A 26,064-nucleotide genomic window follows, 5' to 3' on the forward strand; every position below is an offset into this window, starting at 1 on the left:
CCTTTCCTATAAGCACGCTTGCCACCATGCCTTTTGAACTCAGCGTCGACCTGACCACCCTCGCCATTCTTGCTGTCGTTGCGTTCCTCGCGGGTTTCATAGACGCCATCGCCGGTGGCGGCGGACTGCTTACCACACCCGCCCTGATGACGGCCGGCCTGCCGCCGCATCTGGTGCTGGGTACCAACAAGCTCAGCTCGACGTTCGGCTCGGCAACCGCTAGTTTCACGTTCTATCGCCGCAAACTGTTTCACCCCAGGCAGTGGATACACGCAGTGGTTGGCACCGCGGTGGGTGCCGCAGTTGGCGCGGTCATTGCGCATTATCTGCCAGCCGAATGGCTGAACCAGATGCTGCCGGTCATTGTGTTCGGTTGCGGGCTTTACTTGCTGTTTGGCGGCACGCCCAAGGCACCACTGGACAGCAATACGCCGATCAAAAAGAAATGGCAACTGCCGCAAGGACTGGGACTGGGCTTCTATGACGGTGTTGCCGGGCCGGGTACCGGTGCCTTCTGGACGGTCAGCACGCTGCTGCTCTACCCGGTGGATCTGGTCAAGGCCAGCGGCGTGGCACGCAGCATGAATTTCGTCAGCAATGCCGTGGCGCTTTCGGTATTCATATTTTCTGGCCAGGTGGACTACATCATCGGCTTGAGCATGGGCCTTGCGGTAATGCTCGGTGCCTACTTCGGCGCAGGCACTGCAATCAAGGGCGGTGCCAAATTCATCCGCCCTGTGTTCATCACCGTGGTATTGGGCCTGACCGTGCGCCTAGCCTGGCAGCACTGGTTCGGGGGTGCCTGAGCGCTCGGCCAGATACGCCTCGATAAGATAGCGGGCGATAGAGCGGTTGGCCGGTAGCGGCGGCAAGTCATCGACATGAAACCAGCGTGCGTCTTCGATTTCTTCCACCTGGGGCACTATGTCACCGCTGTCATATTCGGCATGGAAGCCAAGCATCATCGAATGCGGAAACGGCCAGCACTGGCTACCCATGTATTTCAGGTTCTTGATGCGCACCTGCACTTCTTCCATCACTTCGCGGTGCACGCAGTCTTCGGCAGACTCGCCCGGCTCTACAAACCCGGCCAACGCGCTGTACATGCCGCTGACAAAACGTGGTGAGCGGGCCAGCAGTATTTCATCGCCCCGCGTGACCAGCACAATCATGCTCGGAGAGATACGCGGGTAAAGACGCAGATTGTCGTGCTCGCAGAACATCGCCCGCTCTCCGCGGATCTGCACCGTCGCACGACCACAGGCTCCGCAAAAGCGATGTTCTCTGGCCCAGGTGCTGACTTGCGCGGCGTAGCCGAGCATCTGGAAAACCGCAAAATCGCCTTCCAGCATGAACTGACGCAAGCCTTGCCACGAACAGCCCTCAACCGCAATCGAGCGCTCAAGCACCAACAGGTAGACAGGTTCCCCCTCAAAATAGCCGATGCCGTGCTCGCTCTGCACTGGCAAATCCAGCCCCGCCAGCCAGCTTCTGGGGAACATTGCCCCGTTGCTATCCAGTAAAAACCCTTGATCACTCTGGACCACAGCCAAACCACCATCGGCCTCGACATCCAGAACTGCAGTTGTCCAACGCTCCGGGCGCGCCATGGAAAAACTCCTTTGCTCAGACTCGAGCGCTATCATGAATCAATTATCGAAGACCGGCTTGTGCTTGCTCATCTGCGCAACCATCGCCAGCTTCAGGTCAGGTGATTGCAGCATGGCTGCGTTCCAGATGGCAACGTGTTCCAGGCCGTCCTCCACTCGGTGATCGCGCATGTAGCTGATCATTTGCTTGGTGCCTTCAATGGCAATGGGTGATTTTCCGGCTATCTCCCCGGCCACCGCGAAGACGCCCTGCAACAGACCTTCCAGGTCATCGAAGGTGCGATTGACCAGACCGATCCTCTGCGCCTCTTCAGCACCGACAGTACGCCCGGTATAAGCCATTTCGCGCAGCACGCCATCGCCGATGATCCGCGGCAGACGTTGCAGAGTGCCTACATCCGCCGCCATGCCCATGTCGATCTCGCGAATGGCAAACTGTGCGTCGGCGGCGGCGTAACGCATGTCACAGGCCGAAATCAGGTCGATGGCACCGCCCAGGCAATAGCCCTGAATGGCAGCCAGAACCGGCTTGCGGCAATCGGCCACCACCGTGAACGAAGCCTGCATGTCACGGATCTTGCGCCTCAACAACCGGGCATTACGACCTGGATCCTTGCCCATCTGGTTGGCAACCGAGGCCAGCAATGCCAGATCGATACCCGAGGAAAAATGTTTACCCGCGCCACTCAGTACCACTACCCGCACTTCATCATTGCGCTCGATCCAGTCGAATATGCCGATTATTTCGGTCCAGAAGGCCTCGCTCATTGCATTGAGCTTTTCAGGCCGGTTGATCTGTACGTGAGCAATGCTGTCAGCCAGCTCGACCCGGAAACTTTGATAATCGGTCACGACGTGATCCTCAGGGCATGTTGAGTGTTCAGGCGCTGGACTATAACAACAGCTGCGTAATCATCGTAACCGGGCTTAAGTGACATTTGCCGGACCGTGCCAGCCGCTCTTCTATATTCACTGTACCCGCTACCGTTAAATAGTGTGAACGGTCAGAATGCCGGGAGGTCCAGTAATCAGTGATAGCAAAACCTATATGGGTTATTAGAGGGCGATACTTGAATACGTCAAAAGCGGCAACCGGTATTGAAGGTCTGGATGACATCCTTGCGGGTGGTCTTTCACGCAGTCATGTCTTCCTCCTTGAAGGAGAACCCGGAACCGGCAAGACAACCGTGGCACTACAGTTCCTGCAGGCAGGCGCAGCAGCGGGTGAAATATCGCTTTACATCACTCTGTCCGAGACTGAAAGCGAGCTACGCTCGGGTGCTGCCTCACATGGCTGGGAGCTTGACGAGCAAATCAATATCTTCGAGCTGACGCAGCCTGAAAGCCTGCTTGATGCGGACCATCATCAAAGCCTGCTGTACTCCTCGGATCTGGAGCTGGGCGAAGCGACGCGGCAGATATTCGAGGTGGTCGAGCGGGTCAAACCTTCTCGCGTGGTGATCGACAGCCTCTCGGAAATTCGTCTTCTGGCGCAAAGTTCATTGCGTTACCGACGCCAGATTCTGGCAATCAAACATTACTTCACACGTTATAACGCGACGGTATTGCTGCTCGACGACCTGACCACCGAAGCGCTGGATAAAACCGTACACAGTGTCGCCCACGGGGTTATCCGTCTCGAAGCGCTGACACCTACCTATGGTGCCGAGCGCAGACGTTTGAAGATCGTCAAATACCGCGGCCAGAAATACCGCGGCGGTTTCCACGACTTCACCATCGCCGAGAACGGCATCCATGTATTCCCACGTCTGGTAGCGGCCGAACACCGTTCCAATTACGCTCGCACTCAGGTCAGCAGTGGCATTACGGAACTGGACGATCTGCTGGGCGGCGGCATGGAAAGCGGCTCCAGCACGCTGATTCTAGGCCCTGCCGGGACCGGGAAATCGCTCATTTCGCTGGTTTTCGCGGTGCAGGCAGTGGCACGTGGCGAGCGCGTGGGGCTGTTCATATTCGACGAAGAAATGGGCCTGCTATTCGAACGCATGCTCAAGCTCGGCATTGACCTGCGGGCGCTTCAGGAGACCGGAAATCTGGTGGTCGAGCAGATCGACGCGGCAGAGCTTTCTCCTGGCGAATTTGCGCATCGCGTAAGGCGTGCAGTGGACCGTAAGCAGATAAAAACAGTGATCATCGACAGCATCAATGGTTATCAGGCTGCAATGCCGGAAGAGAGTGCGCTGGTTCTGCACATGCATGAGCTTCTGCTCTACCTCAACCGCCAGGGTGCATCGACCTTCATGACCGTTGCACAACACGGGCTGGTCGGCGACATGCGCTCACCGGTCGACATAACCTACCTTGCCGACAGCGTTATTCTGTTGCGTTACTTCGAAGCCTTGGGTCAGGTGCGGCGCGCGATATCCATCATCAAGAAGCGCACGGGCACTCACGAGTCCACTATTCGTGAATACCGCATCAGTGCCAGCGGTCTGAAGATCGGTGAGCCGCTTGAAGCCTTTCAGGGCGTACTGCGCGGGGTGCCTTCATACTTTGGCGACAAGAAACCGCTGCTTGAGGATGACGACCTGTGAGTATTCCAGGGCTGTTGTCGGAGCGCGCAGTCATTCTGGCGCCGAGAGGACGAGACAGTCAGATCGCTATGCGGATCCTCGATGAGGCAGGCTACCTGGCAACGGTGGCCCAGGACTTGTTCGAACTGGTCAAAGAGTTGAGCGCGGGCGCAGGCCTGGCAATCATCGCCGATGAGGCGTTGCGTAATAGTGATATTAAACCGCTGCTGGACCTCATCGGTCGCCAGCCGGCGTGGTCAGATCTGCCTATCGTCCTGATGACTCATCATGGTGGCCCGGATCACAATCCGTCTGCACGGATGGGTAACCTGCTGGGCAATGTGACCTTTCTCGAGCGCCCCTTCCATCCAGTGACACTGGTCAGCCTGGTCGTCACGGCTGTGCGCGGTCGCAGGCGCCAGTATGAAGCGCGGGCACGCATGGAGGACCTGCACGAAAGTGAAGGCCGTCTGCAGAATGCGCTGAAGGCCGGCAGGCTGGGCTCGTGGTTGCTGGAAGCGGAATACCTCAAACTGACTTGTTCGGATATTACTAAAAGTCACTATGGCCGCAACGAGCAGGACACGTTCAATTACGAAGACTGGCTCGCCGCGGTGTATTTCGAAGATCAGCCCAGAATGCAGTCAGCACTTCAGCGCAGCCTGGACACAGGTGTCGATCTGATCATCGAATACCGCAACGTCTGGCCGGATGGCTCACTCAGTTGGGTCGATGTGCGCGCTCGCGCCATTCGCGGCAAAAACGGTCTGATCAGCTCTCTGGCCGGTGTAACCTCGGACATCACCGAGCGCAAGCAAGCCGAGTCGCAATTGCGACGCCTCAATGAAACACTCGAGCAACAGGTCGAAGAACGCACCTCGCAGTTACGCCATAAGGAAGACATTCTTCGTCAGTCACAGAAAATGGAAGCAGTCGGCCAATTGACCGGCGGCATTGCTCATGACTTCAACAACATGCTGACCGGTATTATCGGCAGCCTGGAATTGATAAGAAGACGCCTGGCGCGGGGCAATATCGAGGACCTCAACAGCCTGATCGACCTGGGTGTGACCTCGGCGAACCGTGCAGCAGCACTTACCCACCGCCTGCTGGCATTCTCGCGGCGCCAGTCACTGGACTCCAAGCCGGTGGAGATGAACCACCTGGTCAATGCCATGGACGAACTGCTGCAGCGCAGTGTCAACGAAAGCATTCATTTGCAACTGCGTATGGCCAATGATCTGTGGACTGCAGAAGCAGACCCCAATCAGCTGGAGAGCGCCCTGCTCAACCTCGTGCTCAATGCCCGTGATGCAATGCCCGACGGCGGCACGCTGGTGGTCGAGACCTTCAATCAGCAGTTGGACAGATCGTTTACCAATGCCCATGAGAACCTGCTGCCCGGTGATTACGTGGTGCTGAGTGTCAGTGACAATGGCTGCGGCATGCCGGAAACAGTTATCAGCCGTGCGTTTGACCCGTTCTTTACCACCAAGCCTATCGGTCAGGGCACCGGCCTGGGCCTGTCAATGATCTACGGCTTCAGCAAACAGTCGCATGGTCATGTTTCAATCAAGAGTGAAGTAGGCCAGGGCACCACGGTACAGCTGTTCCTGCCGCGCTTTAAGGGGCTTGCAGATGAAGCCGAGCAGAGCTTCCAGAGTAATGCCGCTTACGCCGAAAATGGCGAAACCGTACTGATTGTTGAAGACGACCCGGCTGTCCGGGCGCTGGTCAGTGAGGTACTGAGCGAATTGGGCTACACCTTCATTGAGGCCGGCGAAGCACTGGACGCCGTGCCGATACTGGAATCAGGCCAGCGTATTGATTTGCTGATCAGCGATGTAGGGCTGCCGGGCATGAATGGCCGGCAGCTTGCAGAAATCGCCAGGCAACTGCGACCGGAACTCAAAGTGTTGTTCATCACCGGATATGCAGAGCATGCCGCCGTCCGCGGAGGCTTTCTGGAGAACGGTATGCAGCTGATTACCAAACCCTTTGCGTTCGACCACCTGACCTCGAAAGTGCGGGAAATGATAGAAGCCTGAGAAACGCTCAGGCTGCGCATGACTCCTGCCTGTAAGACAGCCTGCTCACTCGACGGTTAAAGCGCGTCTTCAGGCCAGCAGTTCCTGAATCCGTGAATGCAGCGTTTCCATGGTGAACGGCTTGGCGAGAATGGGTGCCTTCAGCGCAATCGGGCTACCCGAATCGAGTATTTCCGCCGGATAGCCGCTGATGAAGATCACTTTCAACTCCGGCCGAAGCATCACCGCAGGCTCGGCAATCTGTACACCGGAAATACCACCCGGCAGCCGATAATCGGTGATCATCAGGTCAAGATGGGGCTTGGTCGCCAGAATCTCGAAAGCCTGTTCGCCATTTTCGGCTTTCAGGACACGATAACCCTCTCCAGACAGATAATCGGCCAGAAGCATCAGGATCAGGGGTTCGTCTTCGACGATTAATACGACGTTTTCTGCATCAGCGCTCATTGAACTGCCTTTGATCTTATAAATAGCTGCCATTACGACCACGGCATGCATGGGAGGTTGCGCCGATGTGTGATTAAACTTGATTGCCAGTGGCTATCACCTACATCGCCACCGGCCGCCACCTGTATCGACAGCAGCTGTCATCTATAAAGGCAGGCAAATACGAAAGACCGAACCCTTGCCTTCTTCGCTCTCCACCTCGATACGACCGCCATGAGCCATGACGATCTGGTCGGAAATGAACAGTCCCAGGCCAAGCCCGGCAACAGCATGGTTGCTCGATACTCGCTCGAATTGCTGAAAGATGCGCTTCTGGTTTTCAGCCGTGATACCGATGCCTTGATCCCGAACCTCAATGAAGGCCTCACTCTCCCTGCTGTACACATGCACTTCAATCGGTTTGCGCGCACCGTAGCGCAATGCGTTGGTCAACAGATTGGCAACCACTTGCTCGATACGGAACTCGTCCCAGACACCGATCACCGGCTCGTCGGCAAACCGGGTGATCGTCGAATCGGCGGCGGCGATCTGTGCGGCAAAACTTTCCAGCAATTGACTGACCAGTTCGCTCAAGTCAAACGGGCTCGGCCTGATCGACAGCTTGCCGGTGCGAATTCTGGAGACATCGAGCATGTCTTCGATCAGGCGGATAAGGCTCTGAATCTGCCGCTCGTCGCGGTCGACCATTGCCCGCAGCTTTTCCATGGTGAACGCCGACGCGTTGTCCTTGGCCAGGTGCAGCTTGCGCAGCTGGGTCTCCAGAATCAGACCATTGAGCGGCGTACGCACCTCGTGGGAAACGATGGACATGAAGTCATCACGCATACGGATCGCGTGCTCCAGTTCGCCCTGGGTCGACTGCAGACGCTTGAGCAAGGCTTCCTGCTCCTGACGACTGCGCTCCAGCTCTTCGACCTGTAGTTTCATGGCCTTGCGCTGCCGATACAGATCAACGAAAACATTGACCTTGCTCTTTACCGCATGGATATCCAGCGGCTTGTGCAGGAAGTCCACGGCACCACTTTCATAGCCCTTGAAGGCATAATTGAGCTCGCGACCGGCAGCACTGACGAAAACGATCGGTATGCTCTTGGTTTTCTCGGTGCTGCGCATCATCTCGGCCAGCTCGAACCCGTTCATCCCAGGCATCTGGACGTCGAGGATGGCCAGCGCGAATTCGTGCTGCAACAGCAGAGACAACGCTTCGTCCGCCGAGAGCGCCTTGTAGACGAGTCGATCACCGCGCTTGATCAGCGCCTCGAGCGCCAGCAGGTTTTCCGGCAAATCATCAACGATAAGCAGTTTTGCCTGAATTTCACTTAACATGCGGTTCGTTCCAACTCGACCAGCAAGCGGCCAATATCGTTCAGGGAAAGAAGGTAATCCGGCGAGTGCAACGCCAGGCCAGCCTCGGGCATGGTCGACGCCTGGGCCTGTGAGGGGTCTTGAATCACCGTGAAACCACCATACTTCTTGATCTGCAGCAAACCTTGTGCGCCGTCATTATTCGCGCCGGTCAACAATACGCCAGCCAGTCGCGGCCCATAGGCATCCGCGGCTGAACCGAACAGAATGTCGATACTGGGCCTTGAGTAAAACACCCTGTCTTCCTGACTCAATGACAGTGAAAAGTCAGACTCCACCGAGACGTGGTAACCCGCTGGCGCAACGTACAAAGTGCCCGGCACGATATCTTCCTTGTCATCGGCTTCCTTGACCGGAATCGCCAAGCGATTCTGAAATACATGGGCCAACTGGCTGCGCCGGTCATCCGGCAAATGCAACACCATCAATACAGGCAGACTGAAACCCGGCCGCAGGTCTCTGAATATTTTCAGCAGGGCCTCCACACCACCCGCTGACGCGCCTACGACAATAGCATCGACCACGGGCAACGGCCCGCAGGACACGTCATCGTCAAAGGTGGTTCTCATAATTTCCGGTAGATCCGCTCGGGTTTCACCAGCGTCTCGAAAGCCCCGCCGTACGCAGAGAAATCCAGGGTTTCCTTACTGCCCAGCGCCAGAAAGCCTCGATGACACAGCGAGTCATGAAATAACCCAAAAGCTCGGTCCTGAAGCTTTTTGTTGAAGTAAATCAGCACGTTACGACAGGAAACAAATTGCGTTTCGGAGAATACACTATCTGTGGCCAGACTGTGATCGGCAAAAGTGACGTTCTCACACAGTGTCTTGTCGAAGATCGCGTAATCGTAGGCGGAAGTGTAGTAATCGGCGAAATTGCGCTGCCCGCCCGAATTACGGTAATTCTCGGTATAGGTGCGCAGGTTATCCATGGAAAAGATGCCCTGCTTGGCCTTTTCCAAAGAGCTGGGATTGATGTCGGTCGCATAAATGATGGTCCGCTCCAGCAGCCCCTCTTCGCGCAACAGAATCGCCGTGGAGTAGACCTCTTCGCCTGTACTGCAACCGGCAATCCACACCTTGATCGACGGGTAAGTGCGCAGCACCGGCACGACCTCGTTGCGGATCGCCAGAAAGTGCGAAGGGTCACGGAACATCTCACTCACCGGGATGGTGAGAATCTGCAACAGCTGCATGAACACTGCCGGGTCGTGAAGCACACGCTCCTGCAGGGCCGAGATGGTCGCGCAATCGAACTGGCGCAACGCATGGATCACGCGGCGCTTGATTGACGCACCGGAATAGTCGCGAAAATCGTAGCTGTACTGGAGGTAGATCGCCTCTATCAGCAGGCGCAGCTCGATCTCGATGCTTCGATCAAGGTGCATGATGCCATCCGTTTTTGCGCTCCGGAAAATCCGGCCATTGAGCCCTCATTTAAATGCGCTCCATCTTCGGCAGCCAGACGCGAATCAGTGAGAACAGTCGATCCAGGTCGATGGGCTTGGCCAGGTAATCGTTGGAACCTGCCTGCAGACAACGCTCCTGATCATCTTTCATGGCCTTGGCAGTAACGGCGATGATCGGCAGCTTGCGCCAGCGCGGGTCTTTGCGGATCTCGATAGTCGCTTCGTAGCCGTCCATTTCAGGCATCATCACGTCCATCAGGACCAGGTCGATGTCGTCGACCTCATTGAGCTTTGCAATCGCTTCAAGACCATTGCGGGCAATTTCCACCACTGCACCCTTGTGCTCCAGAGCGCTGGTCAGGGCGAAGATGTTACGAACGTCGTCATCGACCACGAGGATCTTGCGTGCTTCAAAGACCTTGTCACGGCTGCGCGCGGTCTTGAGCATCTTTTGCCGCTCGTTGGAGAGTTGCGACTCGACCTTGTGCAGGAACAGCGTGACCTCGTCCAGCAGGCGCTCAGGCGAGCGTGCGCCCTTGATGATGATAGAGCGCGAATATTTCATTAGCTCGGCTTCTTCATCACGGGTCATGTTGCGCCCGGTATAGACAATCACCGGCGGAAAGGCGCAGATGTCTTCCGTGGACATGCGTTTGAGCAATTCATTGCCGAGCATGTCCGGCAGTTTCAAGTCGATGATCATGCAGTCGTAGACATTATTGCGCAGCAGGTCCAGTGCCTCCTGAGCAAAACCTACCGCAGTGATTTCAATATCATCGTCGCCGATCAGGCGTGCAATGCTGTCACGTTGCAGCGCATCGTCTTCGACCAGCAGGATGCGCTTGACCTTCTGGGTCAGTTTGGCTTCCAGCTTGGCGAACACATCCTTGAGCTCTTCGCGGGTGGTCGGCTTGACGGCGTAGCCAATGGCCCCCATGTGCAGCGCAGCTTCCTGGCGATCCTCGACAGAAATCACATGCACCGGGATGTGTCGGGTAGGTGCCAGCTCCTTGAGACGCTGCAGTACGGTCAGGCCCGAGTGATCCGGCAGGCGCATGTCCAGCAGGATCGCGTCCGGCGTGTAGCGCGATGCCAGGTTGAAGCCCTCATCCGCGGCATGCGCGACCAGACAGTCGTAACCCAGTTCATGGGCCAGATCGAAGAGGATCTGAGCGAAGCGCACTTCATCTTCGATGACCAGAATGCAGCGCCGCTGGAACGGTGCCTTGTCACGATCATCGGCGAATACAGGCACAGGTGTTTCCACCTGCAGCGGGGCCGACTGCTGGATGACCGGCGCGGCAGGAACCGGCAACGGTGGCGCGGGAGGCGCGAGTAAAACCGCAGGCTCAATGCCTGGCTCCTGAGAGCCTTGCTCGACATAGCTTTCCGGCAACACCAGACTGAAAATACTGCCCTGCCCTGGCGCGCTGGTGACACTGATGGACCCGCCCAGCAATGCCGCCAGATCACGGGAAATCGACAATCCCAGCCCGGTACCGCCATAACGCCGGTTGGTGGTGCCATCTGCCTGACGGAATGCCTCGAAAATACCCTGCTGATGCTCCTCGGCGATGCCGATGCCCGAGTCGCGCACGATAAACACGATGCCTGCGCCAGGTTGGCGCGAAACGACCATGCTGACTGCACCCGCTTCGGTGAATTTGATTGCATTGGACAGCAGGTTCTTGAGGATCTGCTCAAGACGCTGGCGATCCGTGAACAGCATGGTCGGCGCGCCTGCCTGGATGTCGACCGTGAACGCCAGCTTCTTCTCGGCAGCCAGCGGCTGGAACATGCTGCGCAGGCCTTCGACAAGACGAGATACGCTGCTGTTTTCCGGGCGCATTTCGAGCTTGCCGGCTTCGACCTTGGAAATATCCAGAATGTCGTTGATCAGGTTCAACAGATCATTACCCGCCGAATAGATTGACTCGGCAAACTTTACCTGTTCGACGGTCAGGTTTTCGCCCGGGTTTTCGGCCAGCAGTTTGGCCAGGATCAACGAACTGTTGAGCGGCGTGCGCAGCTCATGGGACATGTTGGCAAGGAACTCGGACTTGTATTTGCTGGCACGCTGCAGCTCGTCCGCTCGCGCCTGCAACTCGGCCTGAGCGATGCTCAGCTCTTCGTTGTTGCGGTCCAGCGCATCACGCTGATCGGCCAGTGCCTGACTTTGATCAGCCAGTTGCTCGTTGGTCTGTTCAAGCTCGGCCTGCTGAGTTTCCAGATGTGCCTGAGACTCCTTGAGAATACGCGACTGCTCTTCCAGCTCTTCGTTGGCTGTGCGTAATTCTTCCTGCTGTACCTGCAATTCTTCGTTGAGTTGCTGGGTCTCGGCCAGCACCTCTTGCAGACGCTGGCGATAACGGGCCGCTTCAATCGAGGTGCCGATGTTGTCCGCAATCAGTTCAAGAAACTCTACATCCTGCTCGGTGAGCTCGCGCAAAAAGCCCAACTCGATCACCCCGTTGACCTGATCGTCATTGCTGGTCGGCACTACCACTATGCTGCGCGGCGAGCCTTCACCCAGACCGGAAGCCACTTTGAAGTAATTTTCGGGCAGTTCATCCAGCGTGATGATCCGGTCCTGTTGTGCGGCCTGCCCCACAATGCCTTCAGCGCTGTGAATGGTCTGATCCTGCTGCTCCTGTTCGCGAGATAAACCGTAGGAAGCAGCACGCGTCAAGCCGCCGTGATCCTGGCGAATGTAGACCGCCGCCACCGACGCGCCCAGATACTGAGCCAGAAACTGAAGGATGTTTCGACCCAACATATTGAGTGTCAGCTGTCCCAGTACCTGTTCGGCCAGTTCGCTCTGACCGTTGCGCAGCCACGCGACTTTCTGCAGACGCTCGGCATTGATTTCCTGCAGTCTGAGGTTTTCGCTGTAGGTGGCCGAAAGCGAGAGCAAATCCCGTCGCCCGATATACGCCAGGATAGCGCTGACAGTGACCACGAATATCAGATACAGGCTGACGGAAAGAATGGTACTGCGCGTGACCTCTGCGTTGCGGGTCAAACGAAGTTGCTGCTCCATTTCGACAGCCTGATCGTACTCGGTGCGGATCTGATCAGTAATTCGTTTGCCGCGTCCGGCCAGCACGGCAGTTTGATAGTCGCCGTTGTTGCGCCGTAGATTGATCATCTCCTGAGCAAACGCATTCCACTCCTGCTGCATTGTGGACAGACGCCTGAAGCGGTCCTGTTGCGTCGGGTTGTCTTCGACCAGACTCTTGAGTCCGTCCAGCTCGGCAACCAGCAAGGGTTTGGCGATTTCATAGGGGTCGAGAAAATGCTGATCACCGGTCAGCAGAAAACCGCGCATGCCGGTTTCCATGTCTATCGACAGTTTCATCGAGCGGTTGGTGTTATTGATCACCCGGTCAGTGTGCTCGACCCACTGTATGGCCGTGAGCAGATAACTGATCAGCAAAATGAAGAAAACGGCGCTCAGTACCCCTACACCCAATGGCAAGCCGACGTTACGCCCCAGTAGTTTTCGAAAGCGTTGCTCATCGACAACAGACGTCCGATTCATGAAATATCCCTGACGAGTGGATCAAAACCGTAGAGTTTGCCGCAAAGCAACGAAAAACACTCTTATTTCTGACATAGAGGATTGAAATTTCACACATAAATCGGCGATAAGCTCACGCACATATCGCGTTCATGACGTAAAGCCGTCAATCGCCCTCACAATTCCCAGTATTTGTGCGTTGATTGAACTTCCACCCGGTTTTTATTTACTGATACAAGGACTGTATTAACAGTGGACAGGCCGCCTCTCGGTTACTCTGAGCTGCCGGAAAAGGAAACATGGCATTCCATGCTGTCTGCGCTATCACCACTTTTCAGGTTTAAGGAGTCAACAATGCCGGACACAGCCCGCACCATTCTCGTGGTCGAAGACGACGCCATTGTGCGCATGCTGATTGTCGATGTGCTCGAAGAGCTGGAATACAAGGTACTGGAAGCCGAGGACGCCACTTCGGCCCTGACTTTTGTTGCTGACAGCACCACGCACATCGACCTGTTGATGACCGATCAGGGGTTGCCCGATATGAAGGGCACTGCACTGGCAAAAAAGGTCATCGACCTTCGCCCGCAATTGCCGGTGCTGTTCGCCAGCGGTTACTCTGAAAATATCGACGTGCCGCCAGGCATGCACTCGATCGGCAAGCCTTTTTCCATCGACCAGTTGCGTGACAAGGTAAAAAGCATCCTTGACTGACATCAAAACTGTTTTCAGTCACACCGACACGCACGCCAGTACACGCGTATTGATCATCGGCTACGTATGGCCCGAGCCGCGTTCTTCGGCAGCCAGCGGGCACATAATGCAAATGATTCAATGCTTCCTCGAGCAGGACTGGCAGATTACCTTCGCCAGCCCTGCCACTGAAGGTGAGCATCGGGCCGATCTGGTCAGCCTGGGCATCAAGGAAGTACGCATTGCGCTCAACGACAGCAGTTTTGACCTGTTTGTCAGCGAATTGCAGCCCGATGTCGTTGTTTTTGATCAGTTCATGATTGAGGAACAATTCGGCTGGCGCGTCGAGCAGCAATGCCCCAACGCTCTGCGCATTCTGGAAACGTCGGATTTTCAAAGCCTGCGCCATGCACGCCATCAGATCCTGAAGGACTCGCTGAACAGTGATTCGGCGGCTGATCCGGGGGATATTTGTGACGCCTCGACGCCTCGGCTTTTCAAGCAGATAGCCTCCAGCGAGCTGGCGCAGCGCGAGGTCGCATCGTTGTATCGCTGCGACCTGAACCTGATGACATCTGACGTTGAAATGGCATTGCTGACCGGTTCCTTTGGGCTGCCCGCCTCGCTGCTGCACTGGTGTCCGCTGATGATTGACGGCGTTCCTGACAGCTTTCGGCCTTTTGCAGAGCGCGCGCACTTCCTCAGCATCGGCAATTTCCGTCACGCCCCCAACTGGGATGCGGTGTTATGGATGAAAACCGCGATCTGGCCGCTGATCCGCCAGCAATTGCCTGAAGCGCAGCTGCATATCTACGGTGCCTACACGCCACCCAAGGCAACGGCGCTGCACAATGGCGCACAAGGGTTTCATGTGAAGCACTGGGCCGAAGACGCGCTGCAGGTCATGTCATCTGCACGTATTTGTCTTGCGCCGTTGCGTTTCGGTGCCGGCATCAAGGGCAAACTGATGGATGCCATGCTCTGCGGCACTCCGTCAATCACCACTGCGATTGGCGCAGAAGCCATGAGCGGCGGGCTGGCGTGGCCTGGCGTCATTGCCGATAACCCGAAAGACATCGCTGATGCGGCGGTCAGACTCTATAAAGACCAGCCCCGCTGGCTGGAGGCGCAGAGCGCCGGGCTGGCGTTGCTGCAGGCGCGTTACCAGCATAGGCAACACTGCGCGAGCCTGATCGAGCGCATTCAGTCCCTTCGTAACCAGTTGCCCGAGCATCGGCTGGCGAACTTCACCGGCGCCATGCTGCGCCACCATCACCACAAGAGCACCAAGTACATGGCGCAGTGGATCGAAGCGAAGAACCGCAACAAGGGTGAGAAACCGGCTTAGCCCGGTTTGCGCAGCAGATACGTATCCATGATCCACCCCTTGCGCTCGCGTGCCTCGCTACGTAGCCGCTTGATCTGCTCGCACACGTCATCGAGCCTGCCAGACACCAGTATCTCGTCCGCAGTGCCCAGATAAGCGCCCCAATAGATATCCAGCCCCTGCCCGACGTAACGCTCGAATGTGCACTGTGCGTCCAGCATCACCACGACATTGCTGTGCTGCTCAAGCACAGCCGTCGCCAGGCGTCGCCCTGTGGTGATGTGAATCGACTCACCAATGCGATTGAGCGGTATCCGATGTTGCGCCACCAGGCTCTGAACACTGGTGATGCCGGGAATTACCTGATACTCGAATGCTTCCCTGCCGCGCGACAATACGCGATCAAGGATGCGCATGGTGCTGTCATACAGTGACGGATCGCCCCAGACCAGAAACGCGCCGACCTGATCTGCGCCAAGCTCATCGGTCAACAGCCGTTCGAACAATGCGGCGCGCTGCTCGTGCCAACTCTCGATACCCCGCTCGTAGACGTCAGGGTCGCCTTCGCGCCGTGGGTCCTGAACCTGTACCAGACGGTAACCCTGATGAGTGATATGACGCTGGCAAAGCTCTTTGCGCAGGCGCAGCAACTCATCGTCGACATAGCCCTTGTCGAGTATGAAAATCACATCGGCACGGTTCAGCGCAGCAATGGCCTGCAAGGTGATCTGCTCGGGATCACCGGCCCCCATGCCGATCAGCAGGATCTGTTTCATCGGATAACCACTCCACTGTGGCAAATCATGTGAGACGCGTGATCGTAGGTGATTTTTGTCAGCGACCGGGCATTGAAGCTGAAAATCAGGCACATTATTGTTCTGGCAACTGCTGAACACGACATAGCCATGAGCAAAACAACAAGAATCGCCGACCCTTCCTACGAACTGATGGACGACCACAACGGGCTGTCGATCATTTATCGCGAGCACGGTTTCCCCTGTCCGCTGGTGCGTTGGCACTTTCACAAGGAATACGAGCTGCATTTGATTGTTGCCAGCTCCGGCAAGGTATTTGTCGGCGATTACATCGGCAATTTCAATCCTGCCAGCCTGTTTCTGACCGGCCCCAACCTGCCGCATAACTGGATCAGCCAGATCGACGAGGGTGAAGTTGTGGCCAAGCGCGACATGCTGGTCAACTTCACCGATGAACTGCTGGAAAGTGGCAATCAGGTGTTTGCCGAACTAAAAACCCTCACCCCGCTGCTGGAACGCGCCCGCTACGGTATCGAATTTCGCTGCAAACGCACGATTCGTCAGGCCATGAAGCAGATGCAGAAGATTGCCGACTCACGTGGCATCACTCGCTTGGGGCATTTCTTCATTCTTCTCGAGTTGCTGGCCGCCAGCGACGATTATCAGTTGCTTTCCGGCACTGCGGTCGCCCATACGGCTGACGAGCACAGCGTCGATCGTACCAACCGGGCGGTGGATTACATCTTTGCCCACTATGGCCGGGAGCTGCCGCTGGAGGAAGTTGCCGAGTATCTGGGCATGAAGCCAACCTACTTTTCCAGAGTGTTCAAGCAGGCTACAGGCCGATGCTTTGTGGAGTTCGTCAATCGACTGCGCATCAGCAAGTCGTGCGAATTGCTGGCTGATGGCGACAAACCGGTCACTGATGTGTGCTTTGAATCCGGCTTTAACAATATTTCCAACTTCAATCGGCGCTTCCAGCAACTCAAGGGCATGACGCCCTCGCATTATCGCCGCCTGGCCGTGCAGCGCCTGACCGAACAAAACCTGTACTGATTCACCCTGCCCTAGCGCCTATCGTCTACGCTGCAGTTGCGGCGAAGCCAGCCTATGGGCGATTCGGCTCTATCGGCCTTGCGTGCATCAGTGCAAAAAAGTATCAGTCAGAGTGCGGCGCAGGATTTGTCTTTCAGACCAAACGCCGGTGTAATCAATCCACATCTTCCTCACCTCCGGAAGAGAAAAAAACAATAACCATCCTTCTACTGCTCACTGGGCGTGGAAGAGGAGTGATCAATGAAGAACTCAGCAAAACTTCTGCTCGCCAGTTCCGTCCTCAGCACCTGTTTCGTGTTCAGTGGCAGCGCCACGGCCGGGACCGTGACCATCGCCACGGTCAATAACAGCGACATGATTCGCATGCAGCGCCTCTCCAGGACTTTCGAAGAAAAACACCCTGACATCAAACTCAACTGGGTTGTGCTTGAAGAGAACGTCCTGCGTCAGCGCCTGACCACCGACATCGCCACCAAGGGCGGTCAGTTCGACGTGTTGACCATCGGCATGTACGAAGCCTCACTCTGGGGCCAGAAAGGCTGGCTGCAGGAAATGAAAGACCTGCCTGCCAGTTATGAACTGGACGATGTCTTCCCCTCGGTGCGTGACGGCCTGTCGGTGGATGGCAAACTGTTCGCCCTGCCGTTCTATGCTGAAGCATCGATCACTTACTACCGCACCGACCTGTTCAAGGCCGCTGGCCTGACCATGCCCGAGCGCCCTACCTGGACACAGATTGCCGAATTCGCTGGCAAACTGACCGACAAGTCCAAGGAACAGTACGGTATCTGCTTGCGTGGCAAGGCTGGCTGGGGCGAAAACATGGCGCTGATCACCACGCTGGCCAACGCCTATGGTGCACGCTGGTTCGATGAAAAGTGGACGCCACAGTTCGATCAGCCAGAGTGGAAAAACGCGCTGAATTTCTACGTCAACACCATGAAGCAGTCCGGCCCTCCGGGTGCATCCAGCAACGGTTTCAACGAAAACCTTGCGCTGTTCAACAGCGGCAAATGCGCCATCTGGGTGGACGCCAGCGTTGCCGGTTCGTTTGTGACCGACAAGAAGCAGAGCAAAGTGGCTGACAGCGTCGGTTTCACCTACGCCCCGCATGAAGCAACCGATAAGGGCTCGTCGTGGCTGTATTCGTGGTCGCTGGCGATCCCGACCAGCGCCAAGAATACCAAGGATGCTGCCGAGTTCACCCAGTGGGCCACCTCGAAAGAGTACGCCAAACTGGTTGCCGATACCGACGGTGTGTCCAACGTGCCGCCAGGCACCCGTGCCTCGACCTACACCGATGAATACAAGAAAGCCGCACCTTTCGCCAACATCACGCTTGAATCGCTGAAAAAGGTCGATCCCAAGTCGCCGACGCTCAAACCAGTGCCTTACGTGGGTATTCAACTGGTCACCATTCCTGAGTTCCAGGCCATCGGTACCAGCGTCGGCCAGCAGTTCTCCGCAGCACTCATAGGCCAGTCCACCGTGGATCAAGCCTTGCAGAATGCGCAAACAGCGACTGCACGTGACATGAAACGAGCGGGTTACCCGAAAAAGTAACCGTCCTGTACCAGGGTGAAGGCCAACGCTTTCGCCCTGCCGCTCACCTGCGCAACAACTCTGGTGCAATCCGGTTCGGAGCTCCCCATGAATACCTCAGCCTCCCCTGAACGCACGGACCTGTCCGGCGAACAGCAACCGCTCAAAAGCCGTCGATTCAAGCCGGGCTGGTTTCTGGTCAGTCCTTCAGTGGCGCTTCTGCTGGTGTGGATGATCGTGCCGCTGGGCATGACCATTTATTTCTCGCTGATCCGCTACAACCTGCTGTCACCTGGCGAAAACGAGTTCGTCGGGCTGGAGAACTTCCAGTATTTCGTCACCGACAGCGGCTTTCTGCCGGGTGCCGGTAACACCTTGCTGCTGGTCGGCAGCGTGCTGGCAATCAGTGTAATCCTCGGCGTGCTGATCTCGGCGTTGCTCGAGGCCAGTGAGTTTTTCGGCCGTGGCATCGTTCGCGTACTGCTGATCTCGCCCTTCTTCATCATGCCCACGGTCAGCGCGCTGATCTGGAAAAACCTGATTTTCCATCCGGTGTCCGGCGTACTCGCGGCGGTGTGGAAGTTCTTCGGTGCGCAGCCCATCGACTGGTTTGCCCATTACCCGATGCTGTCGATCACCATCATCGTGTCCTGGCAGTGGCTGCCGTTTGCGATTCTGATCCTGATGACCGCCATGCAGTCGCTGGACCAGGAGCAGAAAGAAGCAGCGCGTCTGGACGGAGCCGGCCCGATTGCGATCTTCTGGCACCTGACCCTGCCGCACCTGGCGAGGCCGATTGCCGTGGTGGTCATGATCGAGACGATCTTCCTGCTCTCGGTGTTCGCTGAAATCTTCACCACCACCAATGGCGGACCCGGCTTTGCCTCGACCAACCTGGCGTATCTGATCTACATCCAGGCGCTGCTGCAGTTCGACGTCGGCATGGCCTCGGCGGGCGGACTGATCGCGGTAGTAATCGCCAACATCGCGGCGATCATCCTGATCCGGATGATCGGCAAAAACCTCACCGACAAGTCATGAGGACCTTGCCATGATGACCCTCAAACAATCACGCCGCCTGCAAAGCCTTCTGCTCGGGAGCCTGTCCTGGCTGATCGCTGCGCTGGTGTTCTTCCCGATCTTCTGGATGGTGCTGACCAGCTTCAAGACCGAGATCGACGCGTTTGCGACACCGCCACAATTGTTCTTTACCCCGACTCTGGAAAACTACCTGCACATTCAGGAGCGCAGCGATTACTTTCACTTTGCCTGGAACTCGGTGCTGATTTCCTTCAGCGCCACCGCCCTGGCAATGCTGATCGCCATTCCTGCGGCGTATTCCATGGCGTTCTTCGAAACAAAACGCACCAAAAGCACCCTGCTGTGGATGCTCTCGACCAAGATGCTGCCGCCGGTGGGCGTGCTGATGCCGATCTACCTGCTGGCCAAGACCTTTGGCCTGCTGGATTCGCGGCTGGCGCTGATCATTATCTACACGCTGATCAACCTGCCGATCGTGGTCTGGATGATCTACACCTATTTCAAGGATATTCCCGGCGAGATCCTCGAGGCCTCACGGCTGGACGGTGCCAGCACCCGCCAGGAGATCTTTCGCGTGCTGATGCCGATCTGCAAGGGCGGGCTGGCTTCCACAGCACTGCTATCGCTGATCCTGTGCTGGAACGAAGCGTTCTGGTCACTGAACCTGACCTCGTCCGCAGCAGCACCGTTGACGGCACTGATCGCTTCCTACTCCAGTCCCGAAGGGCTGTTCTGGGCCAAGCTGTCGGCGGTCTCGACCCTGGCGTGTGCGCCCATCCTGATTTTCGGCTGGATCAGTCAGAAACAACTGGTTCGCGGCCTGTCGTTCGGCGCTGTCAAATAGCCCGACCCCAAGAACAAGAAGGAATCCAACATGGCTAACCTGAGCATCCGCAACCTGCAAAAAGGCTTTGATGGTCATCAAATCATCAAGGGTATAGATCTGGACGTGAATGACCGCGAGTTCGTGGTCTTCGTCGGGCCTTCGGGCTGTGGCAAATCCACCCTGCTGCGACTCATCGCCGGGCTGGAGGAAGTCACCTCGGGGACCATCGAACTCGATGGCCGCGACATTACCCAGGTCACTCCGGCCAAGCGCGATCTGGCGATGGTGTTCCAGACCTACGCGCTTTACCCGCACATGACGGTGGGCAAGAACCTGTCATTCGCGCTGGACCTGGCGGGTGGCGACAAGGCCGAGATCAAAAAGAAGGTCGATGAAGCCGCGCGTATTCTGGAGCTCGGCCCGTTGCTGGAACGCAAGCCCAAGCAGTTGTCCGGCGGTCAGCGCCAACGTGTTGCGATTGGTCGGGCCATCGTGCGCAATCCGAAGATTTTTCTCTTCGACGAACCGCTGTCCAACCTCGACGCCGCGCTGCGCGTGCAAACCCGCCTGGAGCTGTCGCGCCTGCACAAAGAGCTGCAGGCCACAATGATTTATGTGACTCACGACCAGGTTGAGGCCATGACCCTGGCAGACAAGGTGGTGGTGCTCAACGGCGGCAAGGTCGAGCAGGTCGGCTCGCCGCTGGAGCTTTATCACCACCCTGCCAATCTGTTTGTCGCAGGCTTTCTCGGCACGCCGAAAATGGGCTTCCTCAAGGGCAAAATCAGTCGAGTGGACAACGCCAGCTGTGAAGTCGAACTGGATGCCGGAACCCGCATCAGCCTGCCGGTCAACGGCGCAGGGTTGAGTGTCGGAGCACCGGTGACGCTGGGCATTCGCCCGGAACACCTGAATCTTGCACAGAACAGCGATTGCCAGTTGCAGGTTATCGCCGATGTCAGCGAACGCCTCGGCAGCGACACCTATTGCCATGTGCGCACCCGCTCGGGCGAGGCGCTGACCATGCGTATTCGTGGCGACCTGGCCAGCCAGTACGGCGAGACGCTGAACCTGCACCTGGACAGTGCCCAATGCCACCTGTTCGACGCTCAAGGTCTGGTGATTACCAAAGCCTTGCAGACTGTCGCTGCCTGAGTTACGGAGAGCCCTTCATGAAACTGACCAAAAACAATTTGTCACAACTGGGTGCAGACATCGCTGTGCCCGACTATGCGCTCGAAAACACCCGTCAGGGCATTGCCCATATCGGCGTTGGCGGCTTCCATCGGGCGCATCAGGCGTTTTACACCGATGCGCTGATGAACAGCGGCGAAGGCTTTGAATGGAGCATCTGCGGCGTCGGCCTGCGACCTGAAGACAAAGCCGTGCGTGACGCGCTGGCGCAGCAGGACTATCTGTACACGCTCTACGAACTGGGCGACACGCCAGATACCGAAACCCGCGTCATTGCCTCGATCAGCGGCATGCTGCTGGCCGACGACAGCCCGCAGGCATTGATCGACAAACTGGCGAGCCCGGACATCCGCATTGTCTCGCTGACCATCACCGAAGGTGGCTATTGCATCGACGACAGCAATGGCCAGTTCATGGCGCATCTGCCACAGATCCAGCACGACCTGGCACACCCGGATCAGCCCAGGACGGTGTTCGGCTTCCTCTGCGCCGCACTGGCTCGCCGTCGCGCCGAAGGTACGCCAGCCTTTACCCTGATGTCCTGCGATAACCTGCCGCACAATGGCGCAGTCACTCGCAAGGCGTTGCTTGCATTTGCCACCTTGCGCGATGCCGATCTGCATGACTGGATCAAAGACAACGTAAGCTTCCCCAACGCGATGGTCGACCGCATCACACCCATGACCAGCGCTGCTCACCGGCTGAAGCTGGCGGACGAAAAACAAATCGATGACGCCTGGCCGGTGGTCTGCGAACCCTTCGTGCAATGGGTGCTGGAAGACAAGTTCGTCAACGGTCGCCCGGCCTGGGAAAAGGTCGGCGTGCAGTTTACCGATGATGTAACGCCCTACGAGGAAATGAAGATCAAGCTGCTCAACGGCAGCCACCTTGCCCTGACCTATCTGGGCTTCCTCAAGGGTTATCGTTTTGTCCACGAAACCATGAATGACCCGCTGTTCGTACGCTACATCCGCGCTTACATGGACCTCGACGTCACGCCGCAGCTGGCGTCGGTGCCGGGCATCGACCTGGAAGGCTATAAAGACACACTGATCGAGCGCTTTTCCAACCAGGCGATCGCCGATCAGCTGGAGCGGGTTTGTTCGGACGGTTCGTCCAAATTCCCCAAGTTCACCATTCCGACGATCAATCGTCTGATCGTCGATCAGGGCAATTTCGAGCGCGCCTCGTTGGTGGTCGCCGCGTGGGCGCTGTATCTGAAGGGTGTCGACGAGAACGGCACGGCCTACAAAATTCCCGACCCGCGCGCCGAGTTCTGTCAGGCACTGGTGGCCGACGACGCGCTGATTGCCCAGCGTCTGTTGCAGGTTGAGGAAATATTTGGCGTTGCCATTCCGAAATCAGCCGGGTTTGTCGCAGCTTTCGAGCAGAACCTCAATGACCTGCGCAAGCTCGGCGTCAGTGGCACGCTGGAAAAACTTCTGGCCAACCGCCTTTGAGGTGCGCTCATGTTTCTTGGAATTGACTGCGGCACCCAAGGTACCAAGGTGCTGGTGCTCGATACCCAAAGCGATACTGTGCTGGGCGAGGGTTCGGCCTCACATAGCCTGATCAGCGACCATAACGGCCGCCGCGAGCAGGACGTCGGGCAATGGCTGAACGCGCTGCAACTGGCCACCCGCGATGCCTTGGCACAATCGGGTGTGTCGGGACAGCAGATTCTCGGCATCGGCGTATCGGGTCAGCAACATGGCCTGGTGCTGCTAGATGCTCAAGGTGAGGTGCTGCGCCCGGCCAAACTGTGGTGCGACACTGAATCGGCCCCGGAAAACCAGCGTTTGCTGGATTACCTGGGCGGCGCGCAGGGTTCCCTGCAACGCCTTGGTCTGGTCATTGCGCCTGGCTATACCGTGTCCAAACTGCTCTGGACCAAGGAACAGTACCCGCAACTGTTTGAGCGCATAGACAAGGTGCTGCTGCCCCACGATTACCTCAACTATTGGCTGACAGGCCACTGCTGCACTGAATTCGGAGACGCATCGGGCACCGGTTATTTCAATGTGCGCACACGTGAGTGGGACCTGCCGCTGCTCGCGCACATCGACCCGAGCGGCCGTCTGGGCAAGGCGCTGCCGCAACTGGTGCAAGCACACGAAGCGGTTGGCGTATTGCGTCCTGAAATCGCCCGACTGCTGGATCTGAACCCCGACGCACTGGTGTCCAGTGGTGGCGGCGACAACATGATGGGCGCCATTGGCACGGGCAATATCCAGCCAGGTCTGATCACCATGAGCCTGGGCTCGTCAGGCACTGTCTATGCCTACGCCGATGAGGCGCGGGTCAGCGAACATGAATCGGTCGCTACCTTCTGCTCATCCTCCGGTGGCTGGTTGCCATTGATCTGCACCATGAACCTGACCAATGCGACTACGGCGATTCGTGAGTTGTTCGCTCTGGATATCGCCGGGTTCAACCAGGCCGTCGCCCAGGCACCGATAGGGGCCGAAGGCGTGCTGATATTGCCTTTTCTGAACGGCGAACGCGTGCCCGCCCTGCCCGATGCCACCGGCAGCATCGTCGGCCTGGACAGTACCAATCTGACCCAGGCCAACCTGTCCCGCGCCGTGGTCGAAGGCACCACCTTCGGCCTTCGCTACGGATTGGACCTGCTGCGCGACAGCGGCATCAAAAGCGAGAAAATCCGCCTGATTGGCGGCGGTTCCAAAAGTGCGGTGTGGCGGCAGATTGTGGCTGACATCATGGACACCCCGGTGATCTGCACCGACCACGCAGAAGCCGCCGCGCTGGGCGCGGCCATTCAGGCCGCATGGTGCTGGTCGCATGCCCACGGCAAGGCTGAGGACCTGCGGCAACTGTGCGAACGCTGTGTGAGCCTCGATCAAAGCAGTGAGACGCACCCCGTGGTGCATAATGTGGCCGCCTATCAGCAGGCCTATCAGCGTTATCAGGCGCAACTGCGCAAGGTTTGAACCGTTTTTTCATGGAGCACTTATGTTTCTGGTTTGTGGCGAAGCACTGTTCGATATTTTCACCCGCGCTGATGACAGCGGTTCCCTGAACAGATTGGGGTTCGATGCGATTGCCGGCGGCTCGCCGTTCAACGTTGCGATCGGACTGCGCCGTCTGGGTGTGGAAGCCAGCTTTCTTGCCGGGCTGTCCACCGATTATCTGGGCCGCCGTCTGCGTGCCGTGCTGGAAAAGGAAACGGTCAATACCGATCACCTGATCGACTTCGACGCGCCCACGACACTGGCCATGGTCGCCGTTGGCAGCGATGGCTCGCCGACTTACAGCTTTCGCGGCGACGGCTGCGCGGACCGGCAGTTGCGCCTTGAACATCTGCCGGAACTTGATGCGCAGGTACGCGGCATTCACGTTGGCTCGTTTTCGCTGGTGGTGCAGCCGATTGCCGACACACTGTTGGCGCTGGTCGCCCGCGAAAGTGCGGCGCGCCTGATTTCACTGGACCCCAACGTGCGCCTCAACCCGGCACCGGACATTCAGCGCTGGCGCAGCCAGGTCGCAGCGTTCGCCGAACATGCGCACCTGATCAAGGTCAGTGACGAAGACCTGCACCTGTTGTACCCGGACAGCGACCCACAAAAAATCGCAGAAGGCTGGCTCGGCAAGCGTACGCAACTGGTCATCGTCACCCGCGGCACGCAAGGCGCCAGCGTCTTTACCCGCCTGCACGGCACCTGGTCGGTGCCGGCAAAAACGGTGGTCACCGCCGATACTGTCGGGGCCGGGGATACTTTTCAGGCGGCGCTGCTGACCTTCCTCAGCGAGCGTCAGCTCGATACGCCACAAGGCTTGTCGACGCTATCACGGGAAACACTGGACGAGATGCTGGATTTTGCCGTCGGCGCAGCCGCGCTGACCTGCACAAAGGTCGGGCCGGATCTGCCGTATCGGCATCAGTTGGGGTGAAAAGGCTTAAACGCTACCGCCATACATCCGCATCAGTTGCGGTGTATGGACGATAGTCTTCGGGAGCAAGCGAAGCGTCGCCCGGCTCACGAAACGGCCATCAAAGTCGCCGAGCAAACATCAAGCCAACATGCCGGCCTTGATACCCCTGATGCGGGTGTTGATGTCATCCGCAACATTGTTCTGCTTGTCCTTGAGCGCGTCCTGGACTTTCTGGTCAATGGCCAGTTGGTCCTGAGGTGCCATGGCGTCGTAGTCTTTCTGGGTGACGCCCGTCAGCTTCTCGCGCACTTTCTCTTCGGCTGTCTGCTTCAGAGAGTCCATGAACTTCTGTTCTACCGAACCCGTCGATGCAGTGTCAGTGGTGCTGGTGGCGCTGGCCACTGAACCGATGACACCGTTGTCGCGATCAGCCGTCTTTTCCGACAGTGACGAATCACCGGCAGACTTGAGATTGATCATCATCCGCGCGAAGGATTCGTTGTAACCGCTGTTGTCCTGCTTGCTGTCTTGCGATGTTGAATTGCTGACCGGCGTGGTAACCGGTGCCGAACCTGATGTCAGGCCAGCGGCGGCAACCGAGCTGAATGCGTCCTGAGACACCTCATCTACGGTTTTGCGCCCAACCACAGCCCGGGAAACAAGCTGCTCAAGCGCACTCGTGCCAATAATCATCTTTCACCTCCTGAGGAACCTGTTGCGCAGGTTCAACAGCAAGTCCAGTGCCAAGTGCGCAATAAATTCATAAACCACTGATTTTTATAACTTAAATTCAGACACTCAGGA

22 protein-coding genes are annotated in these 26,064 nt (G+C 57.4%); 13 read left to right on the forward strand and 9 right to left on the reverse strand.

The window, feature by feature from the left end; translation table 11 throughout:
- Positions 1–26: 26 nt before the first annotated feature.
- Complete coding sequence (locus tag RGM3321_RS25380; protein WP_244395331.1) at positions 27–806, forward strand: TSUP family transporter; 780 nt, start codon at positions 27–29, stop codon at positions 804–806.
- On the opposite strand, the gene nudC is transcribed toward RGM3321_RS25380, so the two are convergent.
- Together nudC and RGM3321_RS25390 are read right to left on the reverse strand one after the other, a co-directional pair.
- Positions 774–1,610 (reverse strand): NAD(+) diphosphatase, encoded by an 837-nt coding sequence (gene nudC, locus RGM3321_RS25385; RefSeq protein ID WP_244395332.1) that lies wholly within the window; start codon positions 1,608–1,610, stop codon positions 774–776. The genes RGM3321_RS25380 and nudC overlap by 33 nt on opposite strands.
- A 39-nt stretch (positions 1,611–1,649) precedes the next feature.
- On the reverse strand, positions 1,650–2,462 hold the full coding sequence (locus RGM3321_RS25390; RefSeq protein WP_244395333.1) for a crotonase/enoyl-CoA hydratase family protein: 813 nt from the start codon (positions 2,460–2,462) through the stop codon (positions 1,650–1,652).
- A gap of 218 nt (positions 2,463–2,680) precedes the next feature.
- Here RGM3321_RS25390 and RGM3321_RS25395 point away from each other — a divergent pair, with 218 nt between their 5' ends.
- Positions 2,681–4,165 carry an ATPase domain-containing protein gene (locus tag RGM3321_RS25395; RefSeq protein ID WP_244395334.1) on the forward strand — a complete coding sequence of 495 codons (1,485 nt, stop codon included), beginning with the start codon at positions 2,681–2,683 and terminating at the stop codon, positions 4,163–4,165.
- Entirely contained in the window at positions 4,162–6,192 is a 2,031-nt protein-coding gene (locus RGM3321_RS25400; protein ID WP_244395335.1) for a response regulator, read from the forward strand. The genes RGM3321_RS25395 and RGM3321_RS25400 overlap by 4 nt, the downstream gene beginning before the upstream one ends.
- A 69-nt stretch (positions 6,193–6,261) precedes the next feature.
- Here RGM3321_RS25400 and RGM3321_RS25405 read toward each other — a convergent pair whose 3' ends face one another.
- The 5 genes from RGM3321_RS25405 to RGM3321_RS25425 all read right to left on the reverse strand — a co-directional run bounded on the left by RGM3321_RS25405 (position 6,262) and on the right by RGM3321_RS25425 (position 12,953).
- On the reverse strand, positions 6,262–6,639 hold the full coding sequence (locus RGM3321_RS25405) for a response regulator (RefSeq protein WP_054986020.1): 378 nt from the start codon (positions 6,637–6,639) through the stop codon (positions 6,262–6,264).
- 144 nt (positions 6,640–6,783) lie between these two features.
- Positions 6,784–7,965 carry a hybrid sensor histidine kinase/response regulator gene (locus RGM3321_RS25410; protein ID WP_244395336.1) on the reverse strand — a complete coding sequence of 394 codons (1,182 nt, stop codon included), beginning with the start codon at positions 7,963–7,965 and terminating at the stop codon, positions 6,784–6,786.
- Positions 7,959–8,573, reverse strand: coding sequence for a chemotaxis protein CheB (locus tag RGM3321_RS25415; RefSeq protein WP_244395337.1), 615 nt, complete (start codon positions 8,571–8,573; stop codon positions 7,959–7,961). The genes RGM3321_RS25410 and RGM3321_RS25415 overlap by 7 nt, the downstream gene beginning before the upstream one ends.
- Positions 8,570–9,391, reverse strand: coding sequence for a CheR family methyltransferase (locus RGM3321_RS25420; protein WP_244395338.1), 822 nt, complete (start codon positions 9,389–9,391; stop codon positions 8,570–8,572). The genes RGM3321_RS25415 and RGM3321_RS25420 overlap by 4 nt, the downstream gene beginning before the upstream one ends.
- 49 nt (positions 9,392–9,440) lie before the next feature.
- Complete coding sequence (locus tag RGM3321_RS25425) at positions 9,441–12,953, reverse strand: response regulator (RefSeq protein ID WP_244395339.1); 3,513 nt, start codon at positions 12,951–12,953, stop codon at positions 9,441–9,443.
- A gap of 333 nt (positions 12,954–13,286) precedes the next feature.
- Here RGM3321_RS25425 and RGM3321_RS25430 point away from each other — a divergent pair, with 333 nt between their 5' ends.
- Both RGM3321_RS25430 and RGM3321_RS25435 read left to right on the forward strand, forming a co-directional pair.
- Positions 13,287–13,646: a response regulator gene (locus tag RGM3321_RS25430; RefSeq protein WP_244395340.1), complete on the forward strand. Its 360-nt coding sequence runs from the start codon at positions 13,287–13,289 to the stop codon at positions 13,644–13,646.
- Positions 13,639–14,973 (forward strand): glycosyltransferase family 4 protein, encoded by a 1,335-nt coding sequence (locus tag RGM3321_RS25435; RefSeq protein ID WP_244395341.1) that lies wholly within the window; start codon positions 13,639–13,641, stop codon positions 14,971–14,973. Before RGM3321_RS25430 ends, RGM3321_RS25435 begins: the two co-directional genes overlap by 8 nt.
- On the opposite strand, the gene cobF is transcribed toward RGM3321_RS25435, so the two are convergent.
- Complete coding sequence (cobF, locus tag RGM3321_RS25440) at positions 14,970–15,728, reverse strand: precorrin-6A synthase (deacetylating) (protein ID WP_244395342.1); 759 nt, start codon at positions 15,726–15,728, stop codon at positions 14,970–14,972. The two genes, RGM3321_RS25435 and cobF, sit on opposite strands and share 4 nt — an antisense overlap.
- A gap of 129 nt (positions 15,729–15,857) precedes the next feature.
- Between cobF and RGM3321_RS25445 the strand changes: the two genes are divergently transcribed.
- The 8 genes from RGM3321_RS25445 to RGM3321_RS25480 all read left to right on the forward strand — a co-directional run bounded on the left by RGM3321_RS25445 (position 15,858) and on the right by RGM3321_RS25480 (position 25,278).
- Positions 15,858–16,763, forward strand: a complete 906-nt coding sequence (locus RGM3321_RS25445) for an AraC family transcriptional regulator (protein WP_244395343.1) — start codon at positions 15,858–15,860, stop codon at positions 16,761–16,763.
- 240 nt (positions 16,764–17,003) lie between these two features.
- The gene (locus RGM3321_RS25450) at positions 17,004–18,326 is read left to right on the forward strand and encodes a sugar ABC transporter substrate-binding protein (RefSeq protein ID WP_244395344.1); all 1,323 of its coding nucleotides are present in this window, start codon (positions 17,004–17,006) and stop codon (positions 18,324–18,326) included.
- 87 nt (positions 18,327–18,413) lie between these two features.
- Complete coding sequence (locus RGM3321_RS25455) at positions 18,414–19,346, forward strand: sugar ABC transporter permease (RefSeq protein ID WP_244395345.1); 933 nt, start codon at positions 18,414–18,416, stop codon at positions 19,344–19,346.
- Between the two features lie 10 nt (positions 19,347–19,356).
- The gene (locus RGM3321_RS25460) at positions 19,357–20,190 is read left to right on the forward strand and encodes a carbohydrate ABC transporter permease (RefSeq protein ID WP_002553633.1); all 834 of its coding nucleotides are present in this window, start codon (positions 19,357–19,359) and stop codon (positions 20,188–20,190) included.
- A gap of 30 nt (positions 20,191–20,220) precedes the next feature.
- Complete coding sequence (gene ugpC, locus RGM3321_RS25465; protein WP_244395346.1) at positions 20,221–21,327, forward strand: sn-glycerol-3-phosphate ABC transporter ATP-binding protein UgpC; 1,107 nt, start codon at positions 20,221–20,223, stop codon at positions 21,325–21,327.
- Positions 21,328–21,344: 17 nt separating this feature from the next.
- Positions 21,345–22,826 carry a mannitol dehydrogenase family protein gene (locus tag RGM3321_RS25470; RefSeq protein WP_244395347.1) on the forward strand — a complete coding sequence of 494 codons (1,482 nt, stop codon included), beginning with the start codon at positions 21,345–21,347 and terminating at the stop codon, positions 22,824–22,826.
- Between the two features lie 9 nt (positions 22,827–22,835).
- A complete protein-coding gene (xylB, locus tag RGM3321_RS25475) occupies positions 22,836–24,317 on the forward strand; it encodes a xylulokinase (protein WP_244395348.1) in 1,482 nt (493 codons plus the stop codon).
- Between the two features lie 22 nt (positions 24,318–24,339).
- A complete protein-coding gene (locus RGM3321_RS25480; protein WP_244395349.1) occupies positions 24,340–25,278 on the forward strand; it encodes a carbohydrate kinase in 939 nt (312 codons plus the stop codon).
- A gap of 120 nt (positions 25,279–25,398) precedes the next feature.
- On the opposite strand, the gene RGM3321_RS25485 is transcribed toward RGM3321_RS25480, so the two are convergent.
- Positions 25,399–25,953 carry a hypothetical protein gene (locus RGM3321_RS25485; RefSeq protein ID WP_004665039.1) on the reverse strand — a complete coding sequence of 185 codons (555 nt, stop codon included), beginning with the start codon at positions 25,951–25,953 and terminating at the stop codon, positions 25,399–25,401.
- Positions 25,954–26,064 lie beyond the last annotated feature (111 nt).

Origin of the sequence: Pseudomonas sp. RGM 3321, from assembly GCF_022836805.1 — a bacterium.
GTDB lineage: Bacteria > Pseudomonadota > Gammaproteobacteria > Pseudomonadales > Pseudomonadaceae > Aquipseudomonas.